At 64.5% G+C, this 25,009-nt stretch carries 28 protein-coding genes; 13 read left to right on the top strand and 15 right to left on the bottom strand.

The features are described from left to right. Nucleotides 1–7: 7 nt before the first annotated feature. Both LOM8899_RS13870 and trhA read right to left on the bottom strand, forming a co-directional pair. Nucleotides 8–310, bottom strand: coding sequence for a CBU_0592 family membrane protein (locus tag LOM8899_RS13870; protein WP_245820539.1), 303 nt, complete (start codon nt 308–310; stop codon nt 8–10). A 144-nt stretch (nt 311–454) separates the two neighbouring features. Then, a complete protein-coding gene (trhA, locus tag LOM8899_RS13865) occupies nt 455–1,150 on the bottom strand; it encodes a PAQR family membrane homeostasis protein TrhA (RefSeq protein ID WP_093992825.1) in 696 nt (231 codons plus the stop codon). Nucleotides 1,151–1,264: 114 nt separating this feature from the next. Here trhA and LOM8899_RS13860 point away from each other — a divergent pair, with 114 nt between their 5' ends. Continuing rightward, complete coding sequence (locus LOM8899_RS13860) at nt 1,265–1,675, top strand: diacylglycerol kinase (RefSeq protein WP_245820538.1); 411 nt, start codon at nt 1,265–1,267, stop codon at nt 1,673–1,675. Between the two features lie 91 nt (nt 1,676–1,766). Beyond that, a complete protein-coding gene (locus tag LOM8899_RS13855) occupies nt 1,767–2,021 on the top strand; it encodes a DUF6455 family protein (protein WP_245820537.1) in 255 nt (84 codons plus the stop codon). 7 nt (nt 2,022–2,028) lie between these two features. Here the strand turns inward: LOM8899_RS13855 and ppk2 are convergent, their stop codons facing one another. The 5 genes from ppk2 to rimO form a co-directional block, all read right to left on the bottom strand. Then, nucleotides 2,029–2,934, bottom strand: coding sequence for a polyphosphate kinase 2 (gene ppk2 / locus LOM8899_RS13850; protein ID WP_093992824.1), 906 nt, complete (start codon nt 2,932–2,934; stop codon nt 2,029–2,031). A gap of 77 nt (nt 2,935–3,011) precedes the next feature. Beyond that, nucleotides 3,012–3,395: a thiol-disulfide oxidoreductase DCC family protein gene (locus LOM8899_RS13845; RefSeq protein ID WP_211096203.1), complete on the bottom strand. Its 384-nt coding sequence runs from the start codon at nt 3,393–3,395 to the stop codon at nt 3,012–3,014. Nucleotides 3,396–3,448: 53 nt separating this feature from the next. Beyond that, on the bottom strand, nt 3,449–3,715 hold the full coding sequence (locus LOM8899_RS13840; RefSeq protein WP_093992823.1) for a hypothetical protein: 267 nt from the start codon (nt 3,713–3,715) through the stop codon (nt 3,449–3,451). A 50-nt stretch (nt 3,716–3,765) separates the two neighbouring features. Next, the gene (locus LOM8899_RS23250; protein ID WP_133065037.1) at nt 3,766–4,470 is read right to left on the bottom strand and encodes a hypothetical protein; all 705 of its coding nucleotides are present in this window, start codon (nt 4,468–4,470) and stop codon (nt 3,766–3,768) included. After that, nucleotides 4,443–5,822, bottom strand: a complete 1,380-nt coding sequence (gene rimO / locus LOM8899_RS13835) for a 30S ribosomal protein S12 methylthiotransferase RimO (protein ID WP_093992822.1) — start codon at nt 5,820–5,822, stop codon at nt 4,443–4,445. Before rimO ends, LOM8899_RS23250 begins: the two co-directional genes overlap by 28 nt. A gap of 168 nt (nt 5,823–5,990) precedes the next feature. Between rimO and LOM8899_RS13830 the strand changes: the two genes are divergently transcribed. The 3 genes from LOM8899_RS13830 (at nt 5,991) to LOM8899_RS13820 (ending at nt 8,044) form a co-directional block, all read left to right on the top strand. Beyond that, nucleotides 5,991–7,016 carry a hydroxyacid dehydrogenase gene (locus LOM8899_RS13830; RefSeq protein ID WP_093992821.1) on the top strand — a complete coding sequence of 342 codons (1,026 nt, stop codon included), beginning with the start codon at nt 5,991–5,993 and terminating at the stop codon, nt 7,014–7,016. A gap of 178 nt (nt 7,017–7,194) precedes the next feature. Beyond that, on the top strand, nt 7,195–7,539 hold the full coding sequence (locus LOM8899_RS13825; protein WP_093992820.1) for an ArsR/SmtB family transcription factor: 345 nt from the start codon (nt 7,195–7,197) through the stop codon (nt 7,537–7,539). Then, nucleotides 7,532–8,044 carry an SRPBCC family protein gene (locus tag LOM8899_RS13820; RefSeq protein WP_093992819.1) on the top strand — a complete coding sequence of 171 codons (513 nt, stop codon included), beginning with the start codon at nt 7,532–7,534 and terminating at the stop codon, nt 8,042–8,044. The genes LOM8899_RS13825 and LOM8899_RS13820 overlap by 8 nt, the downstream gene beginning before the upstream one ends. 246 nt (nt 8,045–8,290) lie before the next feature. Here the strand turns inward: LOM8899_RS13820 and LOM8899_RS13815 are convergent, their stop codons facing one another. Next, nucleotides 8,291–8,881 (bottom strand): GcrA family cell cycle regulator, encoded by a 591-nt coding sequence (locus LOM8899_RS13815; RefSeq protein ID WP_093992818.1) that lies wholly within the window; start codon nt 8,879–8,881, stop codon nt 8,291–8,293. A gap of 133 nt (nt 8,882–9,014) precedes the next feature. Here LOM8899_RS13815 and LOM8899_RS13810 point away from each other — a divergent pair, with 133 nt between their 5' ends. Beyond that, on the top strand, nt 9,015–9,830 hold the full coding sequence (locus LOM8899_RS13810) for an ABC transporter permease (RefSeq protein WP_093992817.1): 816 nt from the start codon (nt 9,015–9,017) through the stop codon (nt 9,828–9,830). A gap of 91 nt (nt 9,831–9,921) precedes the next feature. Then, nucleotides 9,922–10,323, top strand: a complete 402-nt coding sequence (locus tag LOM8899_RS13805; protein ID WP_093992816.1) for a hypothetical protein — start codon at nt 9,922–9,924, stop codon at nt 10,321–10,323. Here the strand turns inward: LOM8899_RS13805 and LOM8899_RS13800 are convergent. Beyond that, nucleotides 10,320–10,991: a class I SAM-dependent methyltransferase gene (locus LOM8899_RS13800; RefSeq protein WP_093992815.1), complete on the bottom strand. Its 672-nt coding sequence runs from the start codon at nt 10,989–10,991 to the stop codon at nt 10,320–10,322. The two genes, LOM8899_RS13805 and LOM8899_RS13800, sit on opposite strands and share 4 nt — an antisense overlap. 147 nt (nt 10,992–11,138) lie before the next feature. Here LOM8899_RS13800 and LOM8899_RS13795 point away from each other — a divergent pair, with 147 nt between their 5' ends. The 4 genes from LOM8899_RS13795 to argF all read left to right on the top strand — a co-directional run bounded on the left by LOM8899_RS13795 (nt 11,139) and on the right by argF (nt 16,011). Beyond that, nucleotides 11,139–12,623: a SulP family inorganic anion transporter gene (locus tag LOM8899_RS13795; protein ID WP_093992814.1), complete on the top strand. Its 1,485-nt coding sequence runs from the start codon at nt 11,139–11,141 to the stop codon at nt 12,621–12,623. Between the two features lie 41 nt (nt 12,624–12,664). Further along, the gene (locus LOM8899_RS13790; RefSeq protein WP_093992813.1) at nt 12,665–13,522 is read left to right on the top strand and encodes a universal stress protein; all 858 of its coding nucleotides are present in this window, start codon (nt 12,665–12,667) and stop codon (nt 13,520–13,522) included. A gap of 303 nt (nt 13,523–13,825) precedes the next feature. Beyond that, on the top strand, nt 13,826–15,010 hold the full coding sequence (locus LOM8899_RS13785) for an aspartate aminotransferase family protein (protein ID WP_093992812.1): 1,185 nt from the start codon (nt 13,826–13,828) through the stop codon (nt 15,008–15,010). Nucleotides 15,011–15,084: 74 nt separating this feature from the next. After that, nucleotides 15,085–16,011 (top strand): ornithine carbamoyltransferase, encoded by a 927-nt coding sequence (gene argF / locus LOM8899_RS13780; protein ID WP_093992811.1) that lies wholly within the window; start codon nt 15,085–15,087, stop codon nt 16,009–16,011. A 75-nt stretch (nt 16,012–16,086) separates the two neighbouring features. Here the strand turns inward: argF and LOM8899_RS13775 are convergent, their stop codons facing one another. From LOM8899_RS13775 to LOM8899_RS13750, 6 genes are all read right to left on the bottom strand, one after another. Further along, nucleotides 16,087–16,488 (bottom strand): NUDIX hydrolase, encoded by a 402-nt coding sequence (locus LOM8899_RS13775; protein ID WP_245820536.1) that lies wholly within the window; start codon nt 16,486–16,488, stop codon nt 16,087–16,089. A 148-nt stretch (nt 16,489–16,636) separates the two neighbouring features. Then, complete coding sequence (hrpB, locus tag LOM8899_RS13770; RefSeq protein ID WP_093992810.1) at nt 16,637–19,057, bottom strand: ATP-dependent helicase HrpB; 2,421 nt, start codon at nt 19,055–19,057, stop codon at nt 16,637–16,639. 171 nt (nt 19,058–19,228) lie between these two features. Continuing rightward, nucleotides 19,229–19,513, bottom strand: coding sequence for a 50S ribosomal protein L28 (gene rpmB / locus LOM8899_RS13765; protein ID WP_093992809.1), 285 nt, complete (start codon nt 19,511–19,513; stop codon nt 19,229–19,231). Nucleotides 19,514–19,640: 127 nt separating this feature from the next. After that, the gene (locus LOM8899_RS13760) at nt 19,641–20,456 is read right to left on the bottom strand and encodes an alpha/beta hydrolase (RefSeq protein WP_133065036.1); all 816 of its coding nucleotides are present in this window, start codon (nt 20,454–20,456) and stop codon (nt 19,641–19,643) included. Next, nucleotides 20,449–21,417 (bottom strand): methylmalonyl Co-A mutase-associated GTPase MeaB, encoded by a 969-nt coding sequence (meaB, locus tag LOM8899_RS13755; RefSeq protein ID WP_093992999.1) that lies wholly within the window; start codon nt 21,415–21,417, stop codon nt 20,449–20,451. Before meaB ends, LOM8899_RS13760 begins: the two co-directional genes overlap by 8 nt. Before the next feature lie 76 nt (nt 21,418–21,493). Further along, a complete protein-coding gene (locus LOM8899_RS13750) occupies nt 21,494–21,865 on the bottom strand; it encodes a hypothetical protein (RefSeq protein ID WP_093992807.1) in 372 nt (123 codons plus the stop codon). A gap of 78 nt (nt 21,866–21,943) precedes the next feature. Here LOM8899_RS13750 and LOM8899_RS13745 point away from each other — a divergent pair, with 78 nt between their 5' ends. Together LOM8899_RS13745 and LOM8899_RS13740 are read left to right on the top strand one after the other, a co-directional pair. Further along, nucleotides 21,944–22,699, top strand: a complete 756-nt coding sequence (locus tag LOM8899_RS13745; RefSeq protein ID WP_093992806.1) for an alpha/beta fold hydrolase — start codon at nt 21,944–21,946, stop codon at nt 22,697–22,699. A 364-nt stretch (nt 22,700–23,063) separates the two neighbouring features. Then, the gene (locus tag LOM8899_RS13740; protein ID WP_093992805.1) at nt 23,064–24,857 is read left to right on the top strand and encodes an ABC transporter transmembrane domain-containing protein; all 1,794 of its coding nucleotides are present in this window, start codon (nt 23,064–23,066) and stop codon (nt 24,855–24,857) included. Nucleotides 24,858–25,009: the final 152 nt, after the last annotated feature.

Below are 25,009 nucleotides of genomic sequence, written 5' to 3'. Positions count from 1 at the left end.
CGTCGTTTCAGGTCTGCGCCGCGGCGCCGCCTGCCGGCGCCCGCCGGTCTTGCCGAAACCGCAGGATGATCGCGGCGAGCGAGGCCACGATCCAGAACCCCTGGATCAGCGCGGCGGCCAGATTGAACGAGCCGGCCAGCCCGATCAGCACGCAACTCGCCGCGGCGATGTTGAGCACGAAATACAGCACCCCGCGGGAATCGAGCTTGTGCAGCGTCAGAAGCGTGTAATTCGTCACGTAGACACAAAAGCCGAGGATGCCGATCAGGTCGGTGAGCGGCATGGTCGTGATGTAATCGGCGAAAATCATTGCCGTTCCCTCTCAAATCAACGCCTTGCCGCATCTGTGGGAAAATGCCCCGCGCCAAGGCTGCATGGTAATGAGAGGAAGGTTAGCCATTCCGGGAGGTCGCGATAGTGAGGAAAACCCCACCTTGCGTCGCTGCCGGATGCCTCAGAGCAATCCCTGCGCCATCGCGGGCACGCTGGCCACGCCAAGCGCGATTGCCGCAAAGAAACACCCGGAGGCCGCCAGCACGAAGCCGTGCCAGATCGCATTGGAAAACCGCAGGCTTTCCCACGTAAAGAAGATCACTCCAAAGCTGTAGAGCAGCCCGCCCGCGACCACGAGCCCTGTCCCGATGGGCGGCAGGGTGGCCGCCATTGGCCAGATCAGAGCCACGCTGAGCCAGCCCATGATCAGGTAGAGTGCCGGACCCAGCCGCCCCGGCGCGTGCCAGAAGAAGACCTTGACCACCGCCCCGCCGATGGCCAGCGCCCAGACCAGCCCCAGCACCACATAGGCAAAGCCGGACCCGATCAGCACGACGAGTGGCGTATATGTCCCGGCGATCTTGAGGTAGATCGCGGCGTGGTCGAGCCTGCGCAGCGCGGGACGCGCCCGCTCCCACGGGGTCATGTGATAGCAGGCTGAGGCCACGAACGTCGCAATGAGCGCCGCGCCATAGACCGAGATCGCGGCCACATGCCCGCCGTGCAGCCCGCCGACCCCGCCGCTGGCGGCGATGACGATCAGCAGCACCGCTCCGGTCACCGCCAGCAGCACCCCGATCGCGTGCACCGTCCCGTCCGCGATCCGTTCGGCGCGGGAATAGGCGGGGTAGCTTTCAGGATCGGGTGCATGCTTCACGAGACTGAGCGTAGGGCTTCTGCACGATCTGGCTACTGTGCCGTTGGGTCATTCCCGCGTTTCGGCCGATCTTTGCCGGACCGCCGCCTCTTTCTTTCCGACATGGCCTGTTCCATGCTGCGCCTGAATGGCTACGGGCGGGAGGGGCCGATGATCGTCAGGCATTTGCGCAGGATTGCCGATCGCGCGGTCTGGTCTTGGGCCGGGTGGGTCCATGTCTGGCGCACCGAGGGCTCTTTGCACCAGTGGATCTGGGCCAATGTCGTCTCTGCCGCGCTGGCCTTTGCCCTGCCGCTGAGCGGGGCCGAGCGGGCGGTGCTCTTGATGGGCGGCATCCTTGTGCTGGCCTTCGAGTGCCTCAATACGGCGATCGAGCGGGTGGTGGACGATATTTCGACTGAGAAACGCGACCGCGCCCGGCAGGCCAAGGACGCCGGGTCGGCGGCGGTTTCTGTCGCCGGGATCGCCGTGGGCGTGGCGTGGGTGGTGATCCTCGTCTCGCGGTTTGCGCTGGGCGGAGGCTAGCCTCCGCCCCCGGGGCGCGGATTTGATCTGGCGCAAGGACGCCGAAGCTCCATTTGCGGAAAGTGCCCGGGACACACCGAAAGGATCCCCGATGACCCCGCTAGGAACCCCCCGCACCCATTTCTTCCTGACCTCCGGGGCGGCCAAGCTCACCGGCGTTGATCTGGTGGCCGCGTTCCGCGAGGGCCGATTGACCCAAGCCGAGTGGTCCGATGCGGTGACCCGCTGTCGCGGCTGTGCAGAGCCGGGGGCCTGCGCGATCTGGCTGCGCGGGCCGGAGCCGGAAACAGATTTGCCGGGCTATTGCCGCAACGCCGCCCTGTTCGACGCGCTGCGCGACATCTAGCGCGATGCTAGGGCATCGGCTTGTGCCGCAGATCCGGATGGAGCGCGCTGCCGAGGATGTGATCCGCCCTGTGCACGACCTGTTCGGCGCTGCCGACGATCCGAGGATCGGGGGGCAGGGCGACGTCGGGGTCTTTGCCGGGGTAGTCGATCTCATTGAGGAAATGCTTCATGCATTCCAGCCGCGCCCGCTTCTTGTCATTGGACTTAATCACCGTCCACGGCGCATCGGCGGTGTCGGTGTAGAAGAACATCGCCTCCTTGGCTTCGGTGTAGTCATCCCATTTGTCCAAGGACGCCTTGTCGATGGGCGACAGTTTCCAACGCTTGAGCGGATCGGTTTCGCGGGCCGTGAACCGCCGCCGCTGTTCGTCTTGGGTGACCGAGAACCAGTATTTGAACAGCCTGATCCCTGACCGGGTGAGCATCTGTTCGAACTGCGGTGTTTGCCGCATGAATTCGAGGTATTCGTTGGGCGCGCAGAACCCCATGACCCGTTCGACCCCGGCCCGGTTATACCAGGACCGGTCGTAGAAGACCATTTCCCCAGAGGTCGGCAGGTGTTCGATGTAGCGCTGAAAGAACCACTGGCCGCGCTCGGTATCGCTGGGCTTGTTCAGGGCGACCACACGCGCGGCGCGGGGGTTCAGGTGCTCCATGAACCGCTTGATCGTGCCACCCTTGCCAGCCGCGTCGCGCCCCTCGAAGAGGATCACGAATTTCTGCCCGGTTTCCTGCGCCCAGAGTTGCACCTTGAGCAGTTCGGCCTGAAGCCGTGCCTTCTCGGCCTCGTAGGGGCCGCGGGCGAGCTTGCGCAGCGGGGTGCGTCGTGCGCTCTTGGCCGCGCCGCCCGTCACGGGGGCTGCCGGGTCGGGTATGGCGGTGATGTCTTGGGGCGTGGACGTGTCTGGCATAGGCCGCTCCTGTCTTGTCCCGCCAAGGGTGCGGCAGGGCAGGGGCGCTGTCCTTGACCTGAGTCAAAGGCTGGCCGCTAGGGGCGGGAGGCCCTTTGTCGCGCCTGCCTGCGCAGGTGCCAACGGTAGATCAGGGGGGCGACGATGTGATCATAGCCCGCGCTGGCCGCCTGTCTGATGCCCGGAAGCCCGACCACCCGCGCCAGCCAGCGTGTCCGCGGCATCTGCTGCCAGAGCACGATGAACCCGTCGACACCGCCGTAGACCTCGCCCTTGTGCAGAACGTAAAGCCGCCGCGCCGCCTGGTCTTGCGTCACGCCGTAGGGGGCGGCGTCGCAGGTGTTGAGATCCTCGAACCGCAGCGGCAGGTTCTGGGCCTTGGCCCACGCGGCGTAATGGTCGATCTCGAACGAGCAGACTGGGCAGTTGGCGTTGTAGAGGATGCGGGTGTCTTGGGTCATACCCAAGAGATAGGTCCGGGCGGGGCCGTCGCGTATGCGGTGCGGTGTCGCGCCTAGCGCCGCTTGCGCCGGGAGGCCGCGCCGCCGCCGCCCGCCCAACAGGTCAGCCCGATGAGGAAGCCGAAGTCATACCAGCCGCCCGAATTGGGCACTTCGTAGATGCCGACGGTGTCGGAGAACCACGAGACGATGAAGGCGATGGGCGCGACCGCCCCGTCGAACAGCCCCCAGAAGAACCCCCGCGAGCCTTCGATGGCCAGCGGTGCGGTGGCGCAGGCGCTGAGCAGCAGCAGGGCGGAGAGGGGGATGAGGCGTTTCATGGGGCAAGTTTGCGCTTTTAATCAGTTTCGCGCAATGACTTATGATCGGCCTATTTAGGCTCTAGGTTCATGATGTCCTTGTCCACTAAGATACCAAGCGCCACTCGACTGTAGTATTGTTCGTCGGGATCTAATCGACATGATTCCGAGAACGGTGCGATTTCCGACATATCAAACAAGATTGCGATTGAAGAATGGATGTGAACTCCCAACAGAAAATTCGCAAGTCGGCAATCAATTCGCGGATCCAAGTTCCCTTTACCGCCGCCTGACAGATAAGACATCGCTGCTTGATCTGTGTTATGGGCAATCCCCGATAGTTGCTTGTAGATTCCCTCGAAGCGTTTGAAAGCCTTGATCCCGGGGTTCTTTTTGTTTTTCTGTTTTCCTCGCCTAAAATTCACACAAACATTTACGGCCTCTATTTCACGCCGTGCTAATGTTGCTGATGCTCCATATAATCCAGACTCTAGGCAGTATTCGAAGGCGTTAAGACCCTTGATAAACTCTGCATGAATGTCACTTCGCTTGATCTCTATGTCCGAGAGGTCTGCGCGAAGTAGATTGCCCGCTCGCGCTGTTTGAGAACACAAGCAAGACAGTGCGAGATCGTTCGCTTGTCGTAGCTCCGAATCAACTTCACCAAAATGCGACTTCGCTTTTGTCTTCAGGGCGCTTGTAACGTCTCGATGGACTTTGGCCTTGGATAAAAACGATCGGAGTGGTGTCAGCGGTTTACTGATGGCCGCCCCCATAGGTCATACTCGCCCGCCTCGTCGACCTCGACCTGCACGATCTCGCCGACTGAGAGCCCCTCTGTGCCCTCGTCGATGAACAGGTTGCCGTCGATCTCGGGCGCGTCGCCTTTTGTCCGGCAGGTGGCGATGCCGTCTTCGTCGATGTCATCGATGATCGCGTCTAGCACTTTTCCAACCTTGGCGGTGAGTTTCGCCTCGGAAATGGCTTGCGCCTTTTCCATAAACCGATCCCAGCGGTCTTGCTTTACCTCGGCGGGCACGTGGTTGGGCAGGGCGTTGGACCGTGCTCCGTCGACGTTCTCGTATTGGAAGCAGCCGACCCGATCGAGCTGCGCCTCGTCGAGCCAGTCGAGCAGGGTCTGGAATTCCTCTTCCGTTTCGCCGGGATAACCGACGATGAAGGTCGACCGCAGGGTAATGTCGGGGCAGACGCTCCGCCATGCGGCGATCTCGTCCAGCGTCCGCGCGGCGGCGGCGGGGCGCGCCATCCGCCGGAGCGTTTCCGGGTGCGCGTGCTGGAACGGAATGTCGAGATAAGGCAGCACCAGCCCGTCCGCCATCAGCGGGATCAGGTCGCGCACATGCGGGTAGGGGTAGACGTAGTGCAGCCGCACCCATGCGCCGAGGCTGCCGAGATCGCGGGCGAGGTTGGTCATATGCGCCGTCCGGTCGCCGGCGTCGCGCGGCCAGTCGGTGCCGTAGGCGGAGGTGTCCTGAGAGATCACGAGGAGCTCCTTGACGCCCGCCTCGACCAGCTTTTCCGCCTCGCGCAGCACTGCTTTGGCAGGCCGGGACGCCAGCTTGCCCCGCATGTCGGGGATAATGCAGAACTTGCAGGCGTGGTTGCAGCCCTCGGAAATCTTCAAGTAGGAATAATGCCTTGGCGTCAGGCTGACCCCCGTGGCCGGCAGCAGGTCGATGAACGGATCGGGCGAGGGCGGCACTGTCGCGTGGACCGCGTCGAGCACCTGTTCGTATTGCTGCGGCCCGGTCACCGCGAGGATGCGCGGGTGGTGGGCGCGGATGTAGTCCGGCTCGGCCCCGAGGCAGCCGGTGACGATGACCTTGCCGTTCTCGGTGAGCGCCTCGCCGATGGCGTCGAGGCTTTCCGCCTTGGCGCTGTCGAGAAAGCCGCAGGTGTTCACGATCACCGCGTCGGCCCCGGCGTAATCGGGCGAGATCGCATAGCCCTCGGCCCGGAGCCTCGTGAGGATCCGCTCACTGTCGACCAGCGCCTTGGGGCAGCCGAGCGAGACCATGCCGATCGTCGGCTGGCCGTCGCGGACCGTTTCGGTGAACCGCGCACGGGGCGCGAGATCGGGGCGGAGGTTGGGAGGGTTCTGAGCCATGGCCCGCTATAATGCGGAAGGGGGCGGCTTGGAAAGGGGACTCCGCCGCCGCCCGATCCTTTGCCCGCGTCTTTGCGCCGATGTGGGGCGCAAGGCCGGACGCCGCCGCAGATCGACCCTTGAAATTCCGGGCGTCCCGGCGATGCTGGCCGCAAAGGAGACCTCGCCATGACAGACAAGCCGCTGGTGATCAGTTGCCCGCTGCCCCGCACCTTGCCGCTGATCTTTGCGCCCGACCGTCTGGCCGAGCTGCACGCCCGTTACGAGGTGATCGAGACCACTGACGAGGACCTGCCCGGCCTGCCGGATGCGGTGCTGTCGCGGGCCCGTCACATCATCGGCCAGCCCCCGTTGGACACCGCCACCTTGGCCCGCCTGAGCGCGTTGCGCTGTGTGTTCAATGTGGAGAGCAACCTGTTGAACAACATGCCGTATGACGAGGTTTTCGCCCGTGGCATCCATGTGGTGACCACCGGGGCGGTCTTTGCCTTGCCCGTTGCCGAGATGGGCCTTGGCATGGCGCTGTCGCTGCTGCGCGGCATCCATTCCGCCGACGCCGATTTCCGCGCCGGGACCGAGCGTTGGGGCGGTGACGGCAATGCCGGGATGCGCCAGTTGAGCGGCGCCACGGTGGGCATTGTCGGTTTTGGCGATCTGGGCCGGGCGCTGGGCCGGGTGTTGACGGGCTTTCGCCCCCGTTTGCTGGTCCATGATCCGTGGCAGGCCCCCAGCGTGACCCGCGCCGGTGGCGCCGAGCCTGTGGGCTTGGACGCCTTGCTGGCGCAATCGGACGTGGTGTTCGTCACCGCTGCCGTGACCTCGGAAAACGCCGGGTTTCTGGGGGCCGAGGCCTTTGCGTCGATGAAGCCGGGGGCGGCGTTCATCCTGCTGTCGCGGGCCGAAGTGGTGGATTTCGAGGCGTTGATGGCCGCCGTGGATCGTGGCCATATCCGCGCCGCGACCGATGTCTTCCCGCAAGAGCCGATGCCTGCGGACCATCCGGTGCGCGGTCTGGAGGGCTTGCTGCTGTCGGCCCATCGTGCGGGGGCGTTGGACAGTGCCTTTGCCCAGATGGGCGAGATGGTGCTGGAGGATATGGACCTGATCGACCGGGGCCTGCCGCCGCAGGTCTGCAAACGCGCCGAGCGCGAGACGGTCGCGCGGATGCGCTCGCGTCCGGTGAGCGTGAATTGACAGGTTTTGGCCCGCCTTTGGGGCCAGCCCTATGCAATGGATCATGTAATTTGCAGCGGATGACCTCTTTGACCCCAACCTCCCAAATGCTGCACTTTGATCAAATGACCGCATACGGTAAGCGGCACGACATTTGTTAGGTATTGACCTAAGTATGGCGTTAGCCTAAGTTAGGCTCATGCCTAACAATGATTCCCATATCGAAACGACTTTCAGCGCACTTGCCGATCCAACGCGACGCGCCGTGGTGCAAGCTTTGAGCAATGGCCCAACGGCAGTCTCGCAATTGGCGAAACCGTTCAAGATGGCCCTACCTTCCTTCACGCAGCACCTCGGCGTTTTGGAAAATGCGGGTTTAATTATCTCCAAACGCGAAGGTCGCAGCCGTATCTGCTCTCTCAACCCTTTGGCATTGAAGGCTGCCGAAGACTGGATGGCCATCTATCGCCAGCAATGGGAGCGCCGCATGGATCGCTATGATGCACACCTTGAAAACATAAAGACTGAGAAGCCAAATGACTGAGAAAAAGCATGAAATCGACTCGCCGTGGACCGCACTGCAATTGGAAAGGGAAGTGGTAATGGCCCGCGTCGTCGATGCGGATTGCGAGACTGCGTTCCGCGCCTGGATCGATCCTGCGGAAATTGTTCAGTGGTTCGGACCAAGCGGCTTTGAAACGCAAACCCATGAGATCGATATCCGCGTTGGTGGGGTTTGGCGATTCCACATGACAGCACCGGATGGAACTGTCTTCCCAAATCGCATGGAGTTTCTGTGGATCGAGCCGTCCAAGATGATAGAGTTCATCCATGGGAGTGAAGTAGAAAACGATCCTGACGCCTTTCGCATGCTCGTGACTTTCGACCAGCAGGGCAATGGCAAGACGGCAGTCACTCTGCGTCAGATGCACCCCTCGGCTGAACGTCGCGCTATCGTCATTGGATTTGGTGCCGTCGAATACGGGACTCAAACTTGGGACAAGTTCGCAGCGTTCGTTGCAAAGGAAAGTACCGCCGCCACGTCCTAATGCTGCGGAACTCCCTGATCAGGTTTTGTCATCAGACATTCAAAGCAGCACAGGAACGGCAGCTCCGTCCAGCATAGCTGACACAACATGATCCAGCATCATCCTCTGCCGGTGCTCTCGATGTTGTCTTCGGGAGCTCGTTCTACTTTGCCCGCATGGTCCGAGGCCGTAATCGCGTGACCGGCGCGGTTAATAGCAAAAGGCCCGCCGGGGGGGGGCGGGCCTTTTGCAGATGCGGAGCGCGGTTTAGCGGCGGCGGTCGCGCCGGGCGCTCATCGGTTGGAAGGCGACGCCGACATGGGCTTCGCAGTAGGGCTTGCCCGCTTGGGTGGGCAGGCCGCAGAACCAGAAGTCCGGTGTCGCCGGATCACCGACCGGCCATTTGCAGGTCTTTTCGGTGAGCTCCATCAGCGACAGGCGCTTGGCGGTCTTTTCGACCTCGTTGACCTTGGCCAGTGCCTCGGGGCTGATTTCGTTCAGCGACGGCTGCGGCGGCAGCGGCTGACCGGCGGGAATGATCGCGCGGCGGGCGGCGCTCATCGGCGGTTCTGGCGGCTCGTCCGGCTCTGCCTTGGGGGCGGGCGCTGCGGCGGCGGCAGGCTCCGGCGCCTTTTCCTTGGCCGGGGCGGCGGCGGGTTTGGCCGGTGCCGCGGCGGCGGGTGCGGCGGCGGGCGCCGTCGCACCGGTGCCCGTCCGGTTGGACAGGCCAAGCCGGTGCACCTTGCCGATCACGGCGTTGCGGGTGACCCCGCCGAGTTCTTTTGCGATCTGGCTGGCCGATTGACCTTCGCCCCACATCTTTTTCAGCGTCTCGACGCGCTCGTCGGTCCAGGACATATGTCTTCCTTGCGAGTTGGTAGGCCGCGCAACTGATTACACAGGGCGCCCTTGAGAATTCCGTCAGTTTCCTATTCTAAGCCTGCGAGCGGCGGATACAAGCGCAGCCGTGCAAATGAGAGGGACGTGGCAGATGAGTGACGCTGATAACATGGGTGCGGATCTGGGGGTGCGCCGGTTCGGACGGGTCAACTGGCTGGGCCTTGCCACCCTGATCGAGCGCGAGTGCCGCCGGTTTCTGAACGTCTGGAGCCAGACGATCATGGCCCCGCTGATCAACGCCGGTCTGTTCCTGATGATCTTTGTCATCGCCGTCGGCCCCGACCGTGGCCCTGTGATGGGCGTGCCTTTCGTGACGTTCATCGCCCCCGGCATCCTGACGATGACCGTGATCCAGAACGCATTCGCCAATACCTCGTCCAGCCTCGCCAGCGCCAAGGTTCAGGGCAATATCGTCGACACCCTGATGCCGCCGCTGAGTGCCGCCGAGCTCGTCACCGGCTATATCGCCGGCGCCGTCGCCCGCGGCCTGCTCGTCGCGGTCGTCATCGCGGTGGGCGTCCGCCTGTTTCTGGGCATCGGCATGGCCCATCCTCTGTGGGTGCTGATCTTTACCGTTCTGGGATCGGTGTTCATGGGCGGCCTTGGCCTGATTGCCGGGATTTTTGCCAACAAGTTCGATCAGTTGGCGGCGATCTCGAATTTCATTGTGACCCCCTTGGCGTTCCTGTCCGGCACGTTCTACTCGCTCGATGCGATGCCCCCGGTGTTGCAGACCCTGAGCCATGCCAACCCGTTCTTCTACATCATCGACGGCGTCCGCTACGGAATGCTCGATGTGTCCGACAGCTCTCCGTGGCTGGGGCTGGCGATTGTCAGCGCATCGGCCGCGGTGGTCGTGCTGATCAACTGGAACTGGTTCCGGCTGGGGTATCGGCTGAAGCCGTAAGGCCTGTAGTTCGCCACAACTCTCTCCAATTTGAGCCTTATTGGCAGGCCATTCATAGGACTGGTTCAAACAAATTGATTAGAGGCGGATCATGTTTTTTACGCGGTTGGGACGAAAGTTTGCAATTCTTGGTCTGATTGCGGCCGGGGTCTGCATCTACCAGGCGGCAACATTGCCGTCTTATTCATATCGCGCCGGGACGCTCGTGCCGTCATCCGCGAAGGATATGTTCTGGGTACTGGGCATTTCGAGCCTGAGTGGCGCCGTCTTTCTTGGCATTCTGGTCGAAATCTCAGAGACGCTGCTCAAGTTGGCGGGGCAAGAAGTTGTTTCCAAAACGCAATCTGACACTCGGTCGGATACAGGAGATGGCGTTGCCGCGCGTCTTGGTAAGGGCATTGGAGCGACAATGGCGCGCTCCACGCCAACGCGAGGCAAAGTTGCCAGTCAGACTGGCTCGCGCAGTGCTGACCCGTTCGACAAGCTGCGCTAAGTCGCCGTCCCGACCCAGCCCCGGAAGGTGAACCCGGCGTAGAACAGGCTGACGTCGGTGAAGCCGGCCTCGCGCAGCAGCTTCTCGTCGTCGTCGGGCGACAGGACGGGCAACAGCTCTCCGATCTTTTGCGCGCCGGCTTGCGTCTTGGCGAGGTCGCCGCCCGGAGCGGTGGAGAAAGCGGCGTAGCGGTTGAGCCAGAGCGCCTTGCTCGCGTCGTCTTGAGGGAAGCTGTGGTGCGCCACGACAAGCGGGGCGCCGGGTTTCAGCCGCTGTTTCAAGGCGCCGAGCGTGGCTGCCCGCTCCTCCCGCGTCAAGAAATGCAGCGTGAGCAGGCAGGTCGCTCCGTCGAACGGGCCGGCGGGCGCGTCGTCGATCGTGCCGAGGGTCAGCGTGGCCGGACGGTCCGGGCCGAGGGTCTGCCGGGCCAGATCGAGCATCGCTTCGGAGGGGTCGACGCCGGTGAGCGTCCAGTCGGGCCGGGCTTTGGCGAGCGCGAGAAGCTCCATCCCGCCGCCGGCGCCGAGCACGAGCACCTGACCGCCCGCGCCGACCTTTTCCTGAAGCAGGATCGTCATCATCCGGTGCAGATCGGCCAGACCCGGCACCTTTTGGGCGGCACTGTCGGCGTAATCCGAGATCATTGCGGGATCGCTGAAGCTGGACATGACGGATCCTCTTTGGGGTTGTCTTTTCTACACCCGCCGCCTGCGCCTGTCGAGCGACAAGGCCGGTTGTTTTCACGCCGACCGGGTTGACTCCGCCATGGTTGCGCAACACAAGCGGGGCTTTGCGGCACTGCAGCGAGGATCATCATGCAACTATCAGAGCGGACCCGGGCGGAATGGTTCGGCAATCCAAAGGCAGAGTTGTTGTCCGGCCTCGTCGTGGCGCTGGCGCTGATCCCCGAAGCGATCGCGTTCAGCCTGATCGCGGGCGTCGATCCCAAGGTGGGCCTTTATGCCTCTTTCTCCATCGCGGTTCTGACGGCCATCGTCGGCGGCCGCCCCGGCATGATCTCTGCCGCGACGGCGGCGACCGCCGTGCTGATGGTGACGCTGGTCCGCGACCACGGGTTGCAATACCTGTTGGCCGCCACCGTTCTCGCCGGATTGGTGCAGATCGCTGTGGGCTTTGCCCGACTGAGTTTCGTGATGCGCTTTGTCAGCCGCTCGGTGATGACCGGTTTCGTCAACGCGCTGGCGATCCTTATTTTCATGGCCCAATTGCCGGAACTGATCGACGTGCCGGTGCTGACCTATGCGCTTGTCTGTGCCTCGCTCATCGTGATTTACGGCCTGCCGTATCTGACGACCGCCGTTCCGTCGCCTTTGGTGGCGATCATCGTGATGACCGCTCTGGTGTTCATGATGGGCTGGGATGTCCGCACGGTCGGCGACATGGGCGAATTGCCCGATCAGCTGCCGTTCTTCTTTGTCCCCGACATTCCGTTCAACCTCGAGACCTTGATGATCATCCTGCCCTATTCGCTGGCCGTGGCCGCGGTGGGCCTGTTGGAGAGCCTGATGACCGCCAATCTGGTGGACGAGCTGACCGACACCGAGAGCGACCGCAACCGTGAATGTGTCGGACAGGGCGTGGCCAACACCGTCACCGGTTTCTTTGGCGGCATGGCGGGCTGTGCGATGATCGGTCAGTCGATGATCAACGTCAAATCGGGCGGTCGCGCCCGCCTGTCGTCCTTTGCCGCCGGTGCGATCCTTCTGTTCTTGATCCTCGTCCTCGCCGATTTCGTGCGCATCATTCCGATGGCCGCCCTTGTGGCGGTGATGATCATGGTCAGCGTTGGAACGTTTTCCTGGTCGTCGATCGGGGCGCTCCGCACCCATCCCAAGAGCTCTTCCGTGGTGATGCTCGCCACGGTCGTCGTGACCGTCTGGACCCACAACCTCGCCTTTGGGGTGCTCACCGGGGTGCTGTTGTCCGGCGTGTTCTTTGCCAGCAAGATCAGCCAGATCTTCCGGGTGTCGAGCGAGCCTGCCAGCGATGGCCGGTCCCGCGTCTATCGTGTCGAGGGCCAGCTGTTCTATGCCTCTGTCGAGGATTTCAACAAGGCCTTCGATTTCCACGAAGCTCTCGACGAAGTCACCATCGACGTGAGCGGGGCGCATATCTGGGATATATCTTCGGTGGCCGCTGTGGATATGGTGGTGCTCAAGTTCCGCCGCGAGGGCACCAAGGTGTCGCTCGTGGGCATGAACGAAGCGTCGGAGACGATCGTTGACCAGCTCGCCCTGCATGACAAGCCGGGTGCGATGGATCAGCTCAACGCACACTAGAGACACCGCTCGCGTCTGTGCGGGCCAGAGGGAGAACGACCATGGACCGGATCACAGCCTTTATCGACGGGTCGGAATATGCGGCCAGCGTGTGTGACCATGCGGTCTGGGCCGCGGCACAGCTGTCGATGCCGGTGAGCCTCGTGCATGTCATCGGCCGCCGCAACGACGTGTCGTCGCCCCCCGCCGATCTGAGCGGCAACCTGCGTCTCGGCGCCCGCACTTCGCTGCTCGAGAAGCTGTCGAAGCTGGACGAGGAACGCGCCGCTCTGGGCCGCGAGCGTGGCCGTGCGATCCTCGACGACGGTGCCGCCCGGATCGCCGCCGCTGGCGATATCGACGTCATCACCAAGCTGCGCAACGGCGATCTGATCGAGGCGATTTCCGAGCTGGAAGCCGAGACCCGTTTTACCATTCTGGGCAAGCGTGGCGAGGCGGCCGGATTTGCCGCCGACATGCTGGGCTCGAACCTCGACCGTGCCGTTCGTATCTCCAAGCGCCCGGTACTGGTAGCCAACCGCGCCTTCAAGACCCCGGAACGCTTTGTGCTGGCCTATGACGGCTCTCCCGCCACGGAGCGTGCGGTCGAGCGGTTGACGGCCGGCTCGGTTCTGGCCGGGATGTCCTGCGATATGCTCAGCGTCGGGGCCGCGACCCCGCAGACCCGAGACAAGCTGACCCATGCCGCCGCGGCCCTCCGCCGCGCGGGGTTCGAGGTGACCGAGCATCTGGAGACCGGCGAACCGGAGGCGGTGATCGCCAAGGCCGTCGTCGATCTGAAGGCCGACATGCTGGTGCTGGGCAAGGCGGGTCACAGCCGTCTGCGCCAGTTGTTCATCGGCTCGACAACGATGGAGCTGATGCGCACCTGCCGGGTGCCGTTCTGCATCTTCCCCTGATCTCTTGTCACATTGCCACGCCTGCGGCGTGACGCCTTGTCTTCGATCGCGTCCTGCGGCCGCTCTCTCAGGTGCCGCCCGGTTCTGCCGTGCCGCGTGGGGTGCTGACGATTGTTCTCTTTTCAACCGCGCCGCTTGCCGCTATGAGCCTGTGCATGACACAGATCCTGCCTCTCGCCTTTCGACGCCGACGCTGATCTTTGGGCCCCATTCGGGCCCTGTCTTGTCATGCCATCCCAAAATCGTTGACAGCCCCGCGATGCTCCGGCACCACTTGGGCTTCTTGTTTCAAGGACATTCTCTATGATCCCGTCGATCCTGCCTACTTATTCCCGTGCCCCTTTGACCTTTGTCAAAGGTGAAGGTTCCTGGTTGATCGAGGCCGATGGCCGACGTTTTCTGGATTTGGGTGCCGGTATCGCGGTGAATGCCCTTGGTCATGCCGCCCCCGAGCTTGTCGAGGTGCTGACCAAGCAGGCCCAGGACCTGTGGCATGTGTCGAACCTGTATCAGATCCCCGCGCAGAAGGCGTTGGCCGATGCCTTGGTCGAGGCGACCTTTGCCGATACCTGCTTTTTCACCAATTCCGGCACCGAGGCCTGTGAACTGGCGATCAAGATGGCCCGCAAATACTGGTATGAGAAGGGCCAGCCCGAGCGCACCCGCATTCTGACCTTTGCCGGGTCGTTCCACGGCCGCTCCTCTGCGGGCATCGCGGCTGCCGGCTCCGAGAAAATGACCAAGGGGTTTGCACCATTGCTCCCCGGTTTCACATCGCTGCCATTTGGCGATCACGAGGCGCTGGCCGAGGCGATGAAGGCCCCGGATATCGCCGGTGTTCTGGTCGAGCCGGTGCAGGGCGAGGGCGGCATTCGTCCGCTTCCTGACGCCTGCCTCAAGGGCCTGCGCGATCTGTGCGACCAGACCGGCGCCTTGATGATGCTGGACGAGGTGCAATGCGGCATGGGCCGCACCGGCCGCCTGTTTGCCCATGAATGGGCCGGAGTGACCCCGGATATCATGATGGTCGCCAAGGGCATCGGCGGCGGTTTCCCCTTGGGTGCATTGCTCGCCACCGAGGCCGCGGCCTCGGGCATGGGGGCCGGCACGCACGGCTCTACCTACGGCGGCAACCCTCTGGCCTGTGCCGTGGGCACCAAGGTGATGGAGATCGTCGCCGAACCTGCGTTTCTGGCCGAGGTGAACCGCAAGGCGGCATTGCTTCGTCAGGGCCTCGAGGGCTTGGTTGCGTCGCATCCGACCGTGTTCGCCGGTGTTCGCGGGGCCGGTCTCATGCTGGGCCTGCAATGCGTTGTTCCCAATACCGAGGTGGTTTCCGCCGGATATGCCGCCGGTGTGCTGACGGTGGGCGCGGCCGACAACGTCATTCGCCTGCTGCCATCGCTCAACATCCCCGACGAGGATATCCGAACCGCGCTGGACCTGCTCGACAAGGCCGCCACCGCCTTGTCCTCCGCATCGGCCTGATCCCATCTTGCCAGACGATCCCACGGCGGTTTCGGCCCTACCTTGCCGAGCCGCCGCAGACACAGAGTTGACCCATGACCCATTTTCTCGACATCAATAAGACCGACGCGCCCGCCCTGCGGCATATGATCGACCACGCCATTTCCATGAAAAACGCCCGTGCCGACCGCCCGAAGGGCCAGCCCGACGACGAACAGCCGCTGGCCGGCCAGATGGTGGCGTTGATCTTTGAGAAGCCGTCGACCCGCACCCGCGTGTCGTTTGACGTGGGCGTGCGCCAGATGGGCGGCCAGACCATGGTGCTGTCGGGAGCCGACATGCAGCTTGGCCACGGCGAGACCATCGCCGACACCGCCCGCGTTCTCAGCCGCTATGTCGATATGATCATGATCCGCACATTCGAGGAGCAGACCCTGCTCGAGATGGCCGAACATGCCAGCGTGCCGGTGATCAACGGTCTGACCAACCGCACCCACCCGTGCCAGATCATGGCCGACATCATGACCTTTGAGGAGCATCGCGGCCCGATCGCGGGCAAGAAGGTGGTCTGGTCCGGCGACGGCAACAACGTCTTTGCCAGCTTTGCACATGCCGCTGGCCAATTCGGCTTTGATCTGACGTTCACCGGCCCGCAGCCGCTGGATCCCGAGCCCGGTTTCCTAGACGAGGCCCGTGCGAAGGGCGCCAATGTCGAGATCGTCCGCGATCCGCACAAGGCGGTTAAAGGTGCCGATCTGGTGGTCACCGACACATGGGTCAGCATGCACGATCCGGTCTCTGCCAGAGAGCGCCGCCATAACCAGCTGCGCGGCTATCAGGTGAATGCCGAGCTGATGGCCAAGGCCAAGCCCGACGCCCTGTTCATGCATTGCCTGCCCGCCCACCGCGACGACGAGGCGACGAGCGAGATCATGGACGGGCCGCATTCGGTGATCTTTGACGAGGCCGAGAACCGACTGCACGCCCAGAAGGCGATCATGCGCTGGTGTCTGGGCGTCTGAGACCGCGCCATCGGCAGCGGTTTGGCCATACGTCCAGCCGCGTGCCGACAGGTCTGCCGGCTCAGCGGTCTGACCTTAAAGATCGAGCAGAAGCGCTCGCAGCCCGTCTTCGGTGACCATCTTGGCCGCCTTTGTCGGGCTGACCCAGATCCGGTCGCGCCGGTCGCTTTCTGGATAGTCCTCAAGGGTCTTTTGCACCTTGATCGCATAGACTTTCGTCAGGCAGGGCTCTTCGTCGCCTTCGGACGAGAGCTTGGTGCTCAGAAAGCTGCCCAGAGCCTTGCGCGAGACCTTGCCCTTCTTGACCCCGGCTTCTTCCCACGCCTCGACCATCGCCGCATCGCAGGAGTTCAGCCCGTCGATCGGCCAGCCCTTGGGCAGGATCCAGCGTCCGTTGGAGGAGGTCACCAGCAACACCTCACGCCCTTTCTTGCCTTTGCGGTGACAAAGGGCCGCCAGCTGCGTGTGCACTGGCATGACAAAGGATTTCCGGCCCCCCGAGGGGGCGACGCGTGGCATTGGCGACATGTGTTTGCCTGACTATGACAGGGCTGCTTTGGTGCAAACCGCTCTAATTGCTGGTAATATAGCACCCTTAACCGCGTCTTACAAATCCGATGCTCGGTCAGGGTTTACGCCGGGCCCGCAGGGTCGGTTCTGCGACGGTCGGATCCTCGGGCCAATTGTGCTTGGGGTAGCGTCCGCGCATGTCCTTGCGCACGTCGGCGTAGCTCGATACCCAGAAGCCCGGAATGTCGGTCGTGACCTGCACCGGCTTGTGCCCCGGCGACAGCAGCGTCACCCGCAACGGCGTGTTTCCGATCATCGGATGCTGTGTCACGCCGAACATCTCTTGCAGCCGAAGCGAGATTGACGGCGTCTCGCCGTCGTAGTCGATGGGGATCTTGCGGTCCAGCGGCGTGGTAAAGGCGGCGGGGGCGGCCTCGTTCAGCCGCTGGGTCTGCCCCCAGTCGAGCATCGCCTGCAGCGCCGGAAGCGGGTTGAACCCTTTCCAGTCCTCGGCGCTGCGCACTCCGCTCAGGTGCGGCGCGAGCCAGTCCTCGAGCCCGTCGAGCAGTGCCGCGTCGCGCATGTCGGGCAGGTCGGCATCGCCCGCCCGGACCAGCTCGACCCGCGCCCGAAACCGCGCCGCGGCCCCGCTCAGCCGCAGCCCGAGCTGCCGGACCCCGTCGCACATCGCCTGCGCCATCGCTTCGGGCGGCGCATCCGGCCAGGGCTGATCGGCAAGCACGAGTGCGCCGAGCTTTTCGTGTTTGCGTGTCACCACCCGCCCGTCCCGCCGCGACCATGCGCAGATGGTCTCCCAGCCGATCTGGTCGCCCATCAGCGCCCGGATTTCGGACTCCTCGATCCTGAGCGCCTGCCGCACCTTGGCCTCGCGCCCGCCGCCGTCCAGATCGGTGGCCACGATGAACCGGGCCTGAGCCAGCGCGTCGTCAGACCGGATCACCGCGCCGCGTCCGCCCGACAGCAGATAGCGCGGCTCGTCGCCGGGTCGCCGCTGCCCGATCCGATCGGGATAGGCGAGGGCGGCCATTTCCGCCGGTGACATGGCGGGCCGCTGCGGCAAGCCACGGGCGAGCCGTTTCGCCTCCGTCCTGATCCGGGCCAGCGCCGCGCGGCTGGCGTCTGGGGCAGGGCGCTGCTCGGAGAGGGCGCCGAGGCGCAGCCCGAGATCCGCCCCGGCCCCCGGCAGCGGATCGCGCTCGCCCAGGAGGGCCGCAAGGGGTGCGGCCTGCGGTCCGGCGGTCATCAGCATATGCGCCAGCCGCGGGTGCAGCGGCAGAGCGGCCAGCGCCCGACCATGATCGGTGATCCTGTCCTCCGCGGTCAGCGCCCACAGAGCGCGCAGCAGGGCCCGCGCCTCGGCCATGGCGGCCTCGGGCGGCGGTGTCAGAAACGCCAGATCGGCGCTGCCCCATTGGGCCAGCTCCAGCGCCAGACCGGCCAGGTCGGCGGCCTCGATCTCGGCCGGGGCAAAGCCCGCCAGCGCCCCGTCCTCGCCCTTGGTCCACAGCCGGTAGGACACGCCCGGCGCCACCCGGCCCGCCCGGCCGGATCGCTGGGTCGCCTCGGCGCGGCTGACCTTTTCGGTGACCAGCCGCGACATGCCCGAGCCGGGATCGAACCGGGCGCGGCGCGATTGGCCGGCGTCGACGACCACACGGATATCCTCGATGGTCAGCGAGGTTTCGGCAATCGAGGTCGAGAGCACGATCTTGCGACGGCGCGGATCGGGCAGGGCGGCGATGGCGGCACGCTGGGCGGCAAAGGGCATCGCCCCAAAGAGCGGCCGGATCTCGCAGGTTTCCGGAAACCGGCCCGTCAGCATCCCCTGCACCGCCCGGATCTCGCCCTCACCGGGCAGAAACACCAGCACGCCGCCTTCGGTCTCGGCCACGGCCTCGGCCACCAGATCGGCGACCGCGGCGGCAAGGCGCTGACCCTTGGGCAAGGGCCGCTCGCGCCATTTCACCTCGACGGGAAAGCTGCGCCCCTCGGCGGTGATCACCGGCGCCCCGCCCATGAGGGCGGCGACGGGGGCCGCGTCCAGAGTGGCCGACATCGGCAACAGGATCAGGTCCGGGCGGAGCGCCGACCGGATTTCCAGCGCCAGGGCAAGGCCCAGATCAGCATTGAGCGAGCGTTCGTGGAATTCGTCGAACAGAATCGCCCCGACGCCGGGCAAGTCGGGGTCGGACTGGATCATACGGGTCAGAATGCCCTCGGTGACCACCTCGATCCGGGTCTCGGCGCCGACCTTGGCCTCGCCCCTGATGCGATAGCCCACGGTCGCGCCGACAGGTTCGCCCAGGGTCTCGGCCATGCGCTCGGCGGCGGCGCGCGCGGCGAGGCGGCGGGGCTCCAGCATCAGGATGCGACCCGCCACCTGCTCCAGCAGGGCCAACGGCACGCGGGTCGTCTTGCCCGCCCCGGGCGGAGCCTGCAGCACGGCCTGACCCTGCGCGGCGATGACCGCGCACAGCTTTGGCAGGACAGCATCTATGGGGAGCGGTTGCGCCATAGGCCCTTATCCGCTGGCACGAGGCCGGGGTAAAGGCGCGGTCCCTGGCTTCTTTGGGTCAAAAATATCCACGGCACTCCGCCACCATCGGGCGGCCCGTCCGGCAAAGGCACCCGGAAACGGCAAAAGGCCCGGCAAAACCGGGCCATTCAACCTCGCAAGCGAAAAGGATCAGGCCGTTGCGGCCTTGGCGATCTCTTTCTTCACTTTCAGAGCGGCATCGGACAGCTCCGTGTCCTTGGCTTTCGCAAGGAAGGAGTCCAGACCACCGCGGTGGTCGACGGTCCGCAGAGCCGACGCGGAGATCTTGAACCGGAAGGTCCGGCCAAGCGTGTCGGATTTCAGGGTCACGTCGTTCAGGTTGGGCAAGAAACGACGGCGGGTTTTGTTGTTCGCATGGCTGACATTGTTGCCAGACATGGGGCCTTTTCCGGTCAATTCGCAGCGGCGCGACATGGGCGTAGTCCTCGTGTGATCTCGGATCCGCGCGGGCGCGGAAGTCCAACAGGGGTGGACCCCGCAAAAGCCGGGCCTCGAAACAGATTGGGGGGGATTACGGGGATTCACGAAGGCAGTCAACCCGCTATTGACCGCCTTTTGCCTGTAATCTTGCAGCATTCCGCCGCGCCGTGGCGGCAAGTGCCGGTCGACGCGCTTCGGCCTTGGAGGCCAGCCCTTGCCAATAGCGCCGGGACTGCCTGCGGATGCCGCGGTGAGCGGCCTGGATCGTGCCGTCGACGCTGTCTGCCTCGGCGGCCGCCTTGTGGATCGTCCACGCCCGCCCCGCCTCGCGCAGCGGCCGAATCGCCGGGTGCCCGCCGAAGTTCAGCCGCGCCAGTTCGACCTGGGGAAACAGCCTTTGCAGCATCCGGGCGTGTCGCAGATCCGCCCGCACGAAGGGGTCGAGCACGATCAGTCCGGGCAGATCGCTCCGCGCCGCCTGTGCCAGATCCCCGACCGCCGGGTCGAACCCGGCCGCGTCCTCCCGATACCGCAGATCGAAGGGCACGACCTGTGGGTCGATCGACACCTGCGGCGAGATCGCCACCACCGAGGCTGCCCCGAGCGCGTCGGCAAACCGGAACGCCCCATAGCCGCCCATCGAATAGCCCAGCAGCCGCACCTCGCCAAACCGGGCCACGATCTCGGGCAGGGCGGCTTCGAGCGCGTAGGTGTCCGCGTTGACGAACCAGTCGTTCGCCCGCGTCTGGATCGACAGTTGTGCGAATCCTTTCCGCGCGAAGTTGCTCGATCGTGGCGGCGGGTCGAAATCGTTTTTACCCACGCGCCGGAAATCCAGCGTCACCATCAGCCGGTCCGACGGCTTGCCCGGTGCCACTTCCAGATCGATCAGCGTCGCCCGCAGATGCGCCCCGTCGAACACGCGCGTCCTAGCCATCGTCGCTCCAGAGCGGGGCCAGTGCGGCCCGCGCCGCCGACGACGGCGTCATCCGCCCGGCCGCCACGTCGCGCTCGAGCCCGGACAGCCGCGCCTTGAGCGCCGGATCCCGCGTCAGCAGCCCCATCATCTCGGCCCGAAGCTCTTCGCTGAACCAATGTCGCGCCTGTTCGGCCCGGGTCTTTGCCCAGACGCCGCTGTCCTGCCGCCATTCGGCCAGTTCGCAGATCGTGTCCCACGCCTCGGTCAGCCCGGTCCCGTCATGGGCCGAGACGGTCATCGCCTTGGGAAACCCGTCCGGGTCCTGCGCCCGTTTGCGCAGCAGCCGCAGCGCGCCGGCATAGTCCGCGCAGGTCCGCGTCGCCTGCGGCTTGAGCGCCCCGTCCGCCTTGTTCACCAGAATCAGGTCGGCCATCTCCATGATCCCGCGCTTGACCCCTTGCAGTTCGTCGCCCCCGGCGGGCGCCAGCAGCAGCACGAAGATGTCGGACATCCCCGCCACCATCGTTTCGGATTGCCCGACACCCACGGTTTCGATCAACACCACGTCGAAGCCCGCCGCCTCGCAGAGCGCCACCGCCTCGCGGGTGCGCCGCGCGACCCCGCCAAGCTGGCTCTGCGCCGGCGAGGGCCGGATGAAGGCCGCCGGATCCCGGCTGAGCCGCTCCATCCGGGTTTTGTCCCCCAGGATCGACCCGCCCGACCGTGCCGAGGAGGGATCGACCGCCAGCACGGCGACCCTTTGCCCCATCCCTGTCAGATGCAGCCCAAGTGCTTCGATAAAAGTGGATTTCCCGACCCCCGGCGTGCCGGACAGCCCGACCCGCACCGCCTGTCTGGCGCTGCCGAGTGCCCCCAGAAGCGCCTGAGCCTTGATCCGGTGCTCGGCCTTGCTGCTTTCGACCAGCGTGATCGCGCGGGCCAGTGCCCGCCGGTCGCCTGCGGCCACGGATCGGGCCATGCTGGCGATGCCGTCGTCGATCCCGCCCGGAGCAGGCTGTGGCGTATCGGAAGGGCCTGGGCTGGTCGGGGGCCGATCAGACAAGGCCCTGCCACCACAGATAGGTGATCGCGGCGCCGCCGATCAAAAGCACATTGGCGGCCAAAATGCCCAGAATACCGAGCAGCCGGTCCTTGCGCCGCTCCTTGGGATCGATGCCGCTGAGAAACGCGGTCAGGTTGGCTGTGGCCTGTGTGACCTGACGTTCGTCGATCATGCGGGCGAGCTTGGGATTCTGGCTGAGCTGCTGGGCCTGCACCAGATAGCGCGCTTCGCGGGCGCGGGCGCGGGGCAGGGCCCGGCCGGCCTTGCGCACCTGCGCTTCGAGGCTCCGGCCCGAAATGCGCATGCGCTCGGACATCAACCGACTGATCTCGGCCGCGTTTCTGGTGACAGCATCCCCGTTCATGGCGCGGACCTTAGCCGGGCGCCAACCGCGGCTCAATGGGTCTGGCGAAGCGGGGCCGAACAGGCGTAGAGTTGCGGCATGTTGAACACGATTGTCACCGGGGCGGGGTCTGATCGCCCACCGCTGCTCATCGCCCACGGGCTGTTCGGATCGGCCCGCAACTGGGGCGTGATCGCCAAGAAGCTCGCCGCCGAGGGTCGGCAGGTCACCGCCTGCGATATGCGCAACCACGGCTCAAGCCCTTGGCACGACAGCCAAAGCTATGAGGACATGGCCGCCGATCTGGCCGAGCTGCTGGAGGCGACCACCGGTCCTGCGGATGTGCTGGGCCATTCGATGGGCGGCAAGGCGTCGATGATGCTGGCGCTGACCCGGCCGGATCTGGTGGGCCGCCTGATCGTCGCCGACATCGCCCCCGTGCCTTATGGTCACACCCAAAGCCACAATATCGACGCCATGCGCGGCGTCGATCTGGAGGCCGTCACAAACCGAAGCGAGGCCGCTGCGCAACTGGCGCTTGGCGATCCGGGCGTCGAGGCGTTCCTGCTGCAAAGCCTCGATCTGAAGGAAAAACGCTGGCGGCTCAATCTGGATGTGCTGGAAAAGGACATGGCCAAGATCCTGTCCTTTCCGGCCGTCAGCACTCAATTCGACGGGCCGACCTTGTTCCTGTCGGGCGGGGCGTCCGACTATGTCAGCCGCGATCACAGAGAAACGATCAAGGCATTGTTCCCGCACGCCCGTTTCGCCAAGATCCCTGGCGCAGGCCATTGGTTACACGCTGAAAAACCGCAGGAGTTCATCGCGGCCGTCAGTGCGTTTCTAAATCAGTGATCCGCGCGGCGCGGCGCTAGAGGCAGCTGACCGCGATCAGGGTTTCGGATGTGGCGACGGTGGCCAGACAGAGCCCGCCCAGCACAAAAACCATTCCGTAAATCATCGTCCGCATCGGGTCGCTCCTGTGAAATCTCCCTGCTGATACGCGCGGCCCGCCGGCTTCCGTCGCTGCGGGCACGACTTTTCGGCCAGAGCGCACCTGTTGGGGGGAAGGCTGCCGCCGAGCACCCTGCGCCAGATCCGAAATCGTGTGCGGCGCAGCCGCTCAATTTAACAACAGCTCCCAGCAGCGGGCGGCTGGCTTGGGTTGCCCCTGATCGCGCGAGCGCCTACATCGGGCGTGGTTATAAGAGAGAGCCCAATGGCCGAAGCACCGCTGCAATCTGAGCAAGACCGCGCCACATCAAAACGGGTCGGGGCCTTGCGCGACCTTTGGCCCTTCATGCGCCCGCACCGCACAATGATGATTGCGGCAATGGTGGCGCTGGTCTCCACCGCCGCGATTTCGCTGATCCTGCCGCTGGCCGTGCGTCGGGTGGTCGACAACTTCGAGGTTGACGACGGCGGCCTTCTGGATCGCTACTTTGCCGCCGCCCTGATCATCGCCGCCCTGATGGCTGTGGGCTCAGCCCTGCGTTACTACCTTGTCACCCGCTTTGGCGAGCGTGTCGTGGCTGATATCCGCAAGACCCTGTTTGACCGTATGATCAGCATGAGCCCCGCGTTCTTCGAGCGCATCATGACGGGCGAAGTTCTCAGCCGCATCACCACCGACACCACTCTGATCCTGTCGGTTATCGGCTCGTCGGTGTCGATTGCCCTGCGCCAGTCCCTGACCCTGATCGGCGGCCTGATCCTGTTGATGGTCACCTCGGCCAAACTGACCGGCCTCGTTCTGCTCCTTGTTCCAGCTGTGATCCTGCCGATCATTCTGCTCGGTCGCCGTGTCCGCGCCCTTAGCCGCGAGAATCAGGACTGGATCGCGTCCTCCTCTGGCTCTGCCTCTGAGGCGTTGCTCAGTGCCCAGACCGTGCAGGCCTATACCAACGAGGCCGCCAGCCGCGCCAGTTTCTCTGACATCACTGAAAAGAGCTTTGATGCGGCCCGCAAGCGCATTGCCGTGCGCGCGTTGATGACCGCGATCATCATCTTTCTGGTGTTTGCGGGCGTGGTCGGTGTTCTGTGGATCGGCGCCCGCGATGTGCGCGGTGGCGTGATGACCGTCGGTGAGCTGGTTCAGTTCCTGATCTATTCCGTCATGGTTGCCGGTGGCGTCGCCGCCCTGTCGGAGATTTGGGGCGAGTTGCAGCGTGCGGCCGGAGCGACCGAGCGTCTGGTCGAATTGCTCCATTCCGTTGACGCGGTGCAGGATCCAGAGACCCCGAAGCAGATCGAGGCCAAGCGCATCGGCGCCATCAGCTTTCGCGATGTGTCGTTTTCCTATCCGTCCCGCCCCGGCATTTCGGCCCTTGATCATGTCACCCTTGACGTGAAGCCCGGCGAGACGGTCGCCCTTGTCGGCCCTTCCGGCGCGGGCAAGACCACCATCATCCAACTGATCCAGCGCTTCTACGACCCCCAGTCGGGCGCGATCCTGTTTGACGATGTCGATCTGCGCCATCTGGCTCGCGAGGAGTTCCGCCGCGATATTGCTCTGGTCCCGCAGGATCCGGTGATCTTTGCGACCACCGCCCGCGAGAACATCCGTTTTGGCCGTCCCGGTGCCACCGATGCCGAGGTCGAAGAAGCCGCCCGCGCCGCTGCTGCCCATGATTTCCTGATGGCCCTTCCCGATGGTTACGAGAGCTATGTCGGTGAGCGTGGTGTGATGCTCTCGGGTGGTCAAAAGCAGCGTATTGCCATCGCCCGCGCGATCCTGCGCGACGCTCCCGTTCTGCTCTTGGATGAGGCCACGAGTGCTCTGGATGCCGAAAGCGAGCATCTGGTGCAGAAGGCGGTCGAGAGCCTTGCCGAAGGCCGCACCACCCTGATTGTCGCCCATCGCCTTGCCACCGTAAAAAAGGCCGACCGTATCGTTGTTTTCGAGGCCGGCAAGATCGTCGCCACCGGTACCCATGACGAGTTGGTCGCTCAGGGTGGCCTTTATGCCCGATTGGCCCGCCTGCAATTCACGGAAGGACTGGCGGCGGAGTGATTGCTCCGCGCGTAGCTTAACCATGCGCCAGAGCGGGTCGTGTCACAACTGTGACACCCCGGTCTGAACCCGGCCCGCCTGTGTGGGAATAGGTCCGGTTTGCGTCAAAAACACTTGCTCTTGCCCGCTGTTTCGCTGCGTCATACTTGCAG

This window comes from Flavimaricola marinus, from assembly GCF_900184895.1.
In the GTDB taxonomy this organism is placed as follows: domain Bacteria; phylum Pseudomonadota; class Alphaproteobacteria; order Rhodobacterales; family Rhodobacteraceae; genus Flavimaricola; species Flavimaricola marinus.
Note: the sequence above shows the minus strand (reverse complement) of the source record. Positions and strands in the feature narration are given on the sequence as shown.

Coding starts and splice junctions, on each gene's coding strand:
- LOM8899_RS13830 (WP_093992821.1), top strand. CDS start 5,991: ATGACAGACAAGCCGCTGGTGATCAGTTGCCCGCTGCCCCGCACCTTG.
- LOM8899_RS13810 (WP_093992817.1), top strand. CDS start 9,015: ATGAGTGACGCTGATAACATGGGTGCGGATCTGGGGGTGCGCCGGTTC.
- LOM8899_RS13860 (WP_245820538.1), top strand. CDS start 1,265: ATGCTGCGCCTGAATGGCTACGGGCGGGAGGGGCCGATGATCGTCAGG.
- LOM8899_RS13815 (WP_093992818.1), bottom strand. CDS start 8,881: ATGTCCTGGACCGACGAGCGCGTCGAGACGCTGAAAAAGATGTGGGGC.
- hrpB (WP_093992810.1), bottom strand. CDS start 19,057: ATGGCGCAACCGCTCCCCATAGATGCTGTCCTGCCAAAGCTGTGCGCG.
- LOM8899_RS13795 (WP_093992814.1), top strand. CDS start 11,139: ATGCAACTATCAGAGCGGACCCGGGCGGAATGGTTCGGCAATCCAAAG.
- LOM8899_RS13790 (WP_093992813.1), top strand. CDS start 12,665: ATGGACCGGATCACAGCCTTTATCGACGGGTCGGAATATGCGGCCAGC.
- LOM8899_RS13800 (WP_093992815.1), bottom strand. CDS start 10,991: ATGTCCAGCTTCAGCGATCCCGCAATGATCTCGGATTACGCCGACAGT.
- LOM8899_RS13840 (WP_093992823.1), bottom strand. CDS start 3,715: ATGAAACGCCTCATCCCCCTCTCCGCCCTGCTGCTGCTCAGCGCCTGC.
- rpmB (WP_093992809.1), bottom strand. CDS start 19,513: ATGTCGCGCCGCTGCGAATTGACCGGAAAAGGCCCCATGTCTGGCAAC.
- rimO (WP_093992822.1), bottom strand. CDS start 5,822: ATGGCTCAGAACCCTCCCAACCTCCGCCCCGATCTCGCGCCCCGTGCG.
- LOM8899_RS13825 (WP_093992820.1), top strand. CDS start 7,195: ATGCCTAACAATGATTCCCATATCGAAACGACTTTCAGCGCACTTGCC.
- LOM8899_RS13745 (WP_093992806.1), top strand. CDS start 21,944: ATGTTGAACACGATTGTCACCGGGGCGGGGTCTGATCGCCCACCGCTG.
- ppk2 (WP_093992824.1), bottom strand. CDS start 2,934: ATGCCAGACACGTCCACGCCCCAAGACATCACCGCCATACCCGACCCG.
- meaB (WP_093992999.1), bottom strand. CDS start 21,417: ATGGCCCGATCCGTGGCCGCAGGCGACCGGCGGGCACTGGCCCGCGCG.
- LOM8899_RS13820 (WP_093992819.1), top strand. CDS start 7,532: ATGACTGAGAAAAAGCATGAAATCGACTCGCCGTGGACCGCACTGCAA.
- LOM8899_RS13870 (WP_245820539.1), bottom strand. CDS start 310: ATGATTTTCGCCGATTACATCACGACCATGCCGCTCACCGACCTGATC.
- LOM8899_RS13805 (WP_093992816.1), top strand. CDS start 9,922: ATGTTTTTTACGCGGTTGGGACGAAAGTTTGCAATTCTTGGTCTGATT.
- LOM8899_RS13775 (WP_245820536.1), bottom strand. CDS start 16,488: ATGCCAGTGCACACGCAGCTGGCGGCCCTTTGTCACCGCAAAGGCAAG.
- LOM8899_RS13760 (WP_133065036.1), bottom strand. CDS start 20,456: ATGGCTAGGACGCGCGTGTTCGACGGGGCGCATCTGCGGGCGACGCTG.
- LOM8899_RS13845 (WP_211096203.1), bottom strand. CDS start 3,395: ATGACCCAAGACACCCGCATCCTCTACAACGCCAACTGCCCAGTCTGC.
- argF (WP_093992811.1), top strand. CDS start 15,085: ATGACCCATTTTCTCGACATCAATAAGACCGACGCGCCCGCCCTGCGG.
- LOM8899_RS13740 (WP_093992805.1), top strand. CDS start 23,064: ATGGCCGAAGCACCGCTGCAATCTGAGCAAGACCGCGCCACATCAAAA.
- LOM8899_RS23250 (WP_133065037.1), bottom strand. CDS start 4,470: ATGGGGGCGGCCATCAGTAAACCGCTGACACCACTCCGATCGTTTTTA.
- LOM8899_RS13855 (WP_245820537.1), top strand. CDS start 1,767: ATGACCCCGCTAGGAACCCCCCGCACCCATTTCTTCCTGACCTCCGGG.
- LOM8899_RS13750 (WP_093992807.1), bottom strand. CDS start 21,865: ATGAACGGGGATGCTGTCACCAGAAACGCGGCCGAGATCAGTCGGTTG.
- LOM8899_RS13785 (WP_093992812.1), top strand. CDS start 13,826: ATGATCCCGTCGATCCTGCCTACTTATTCCCGTGCCCCTTTGACCTTT.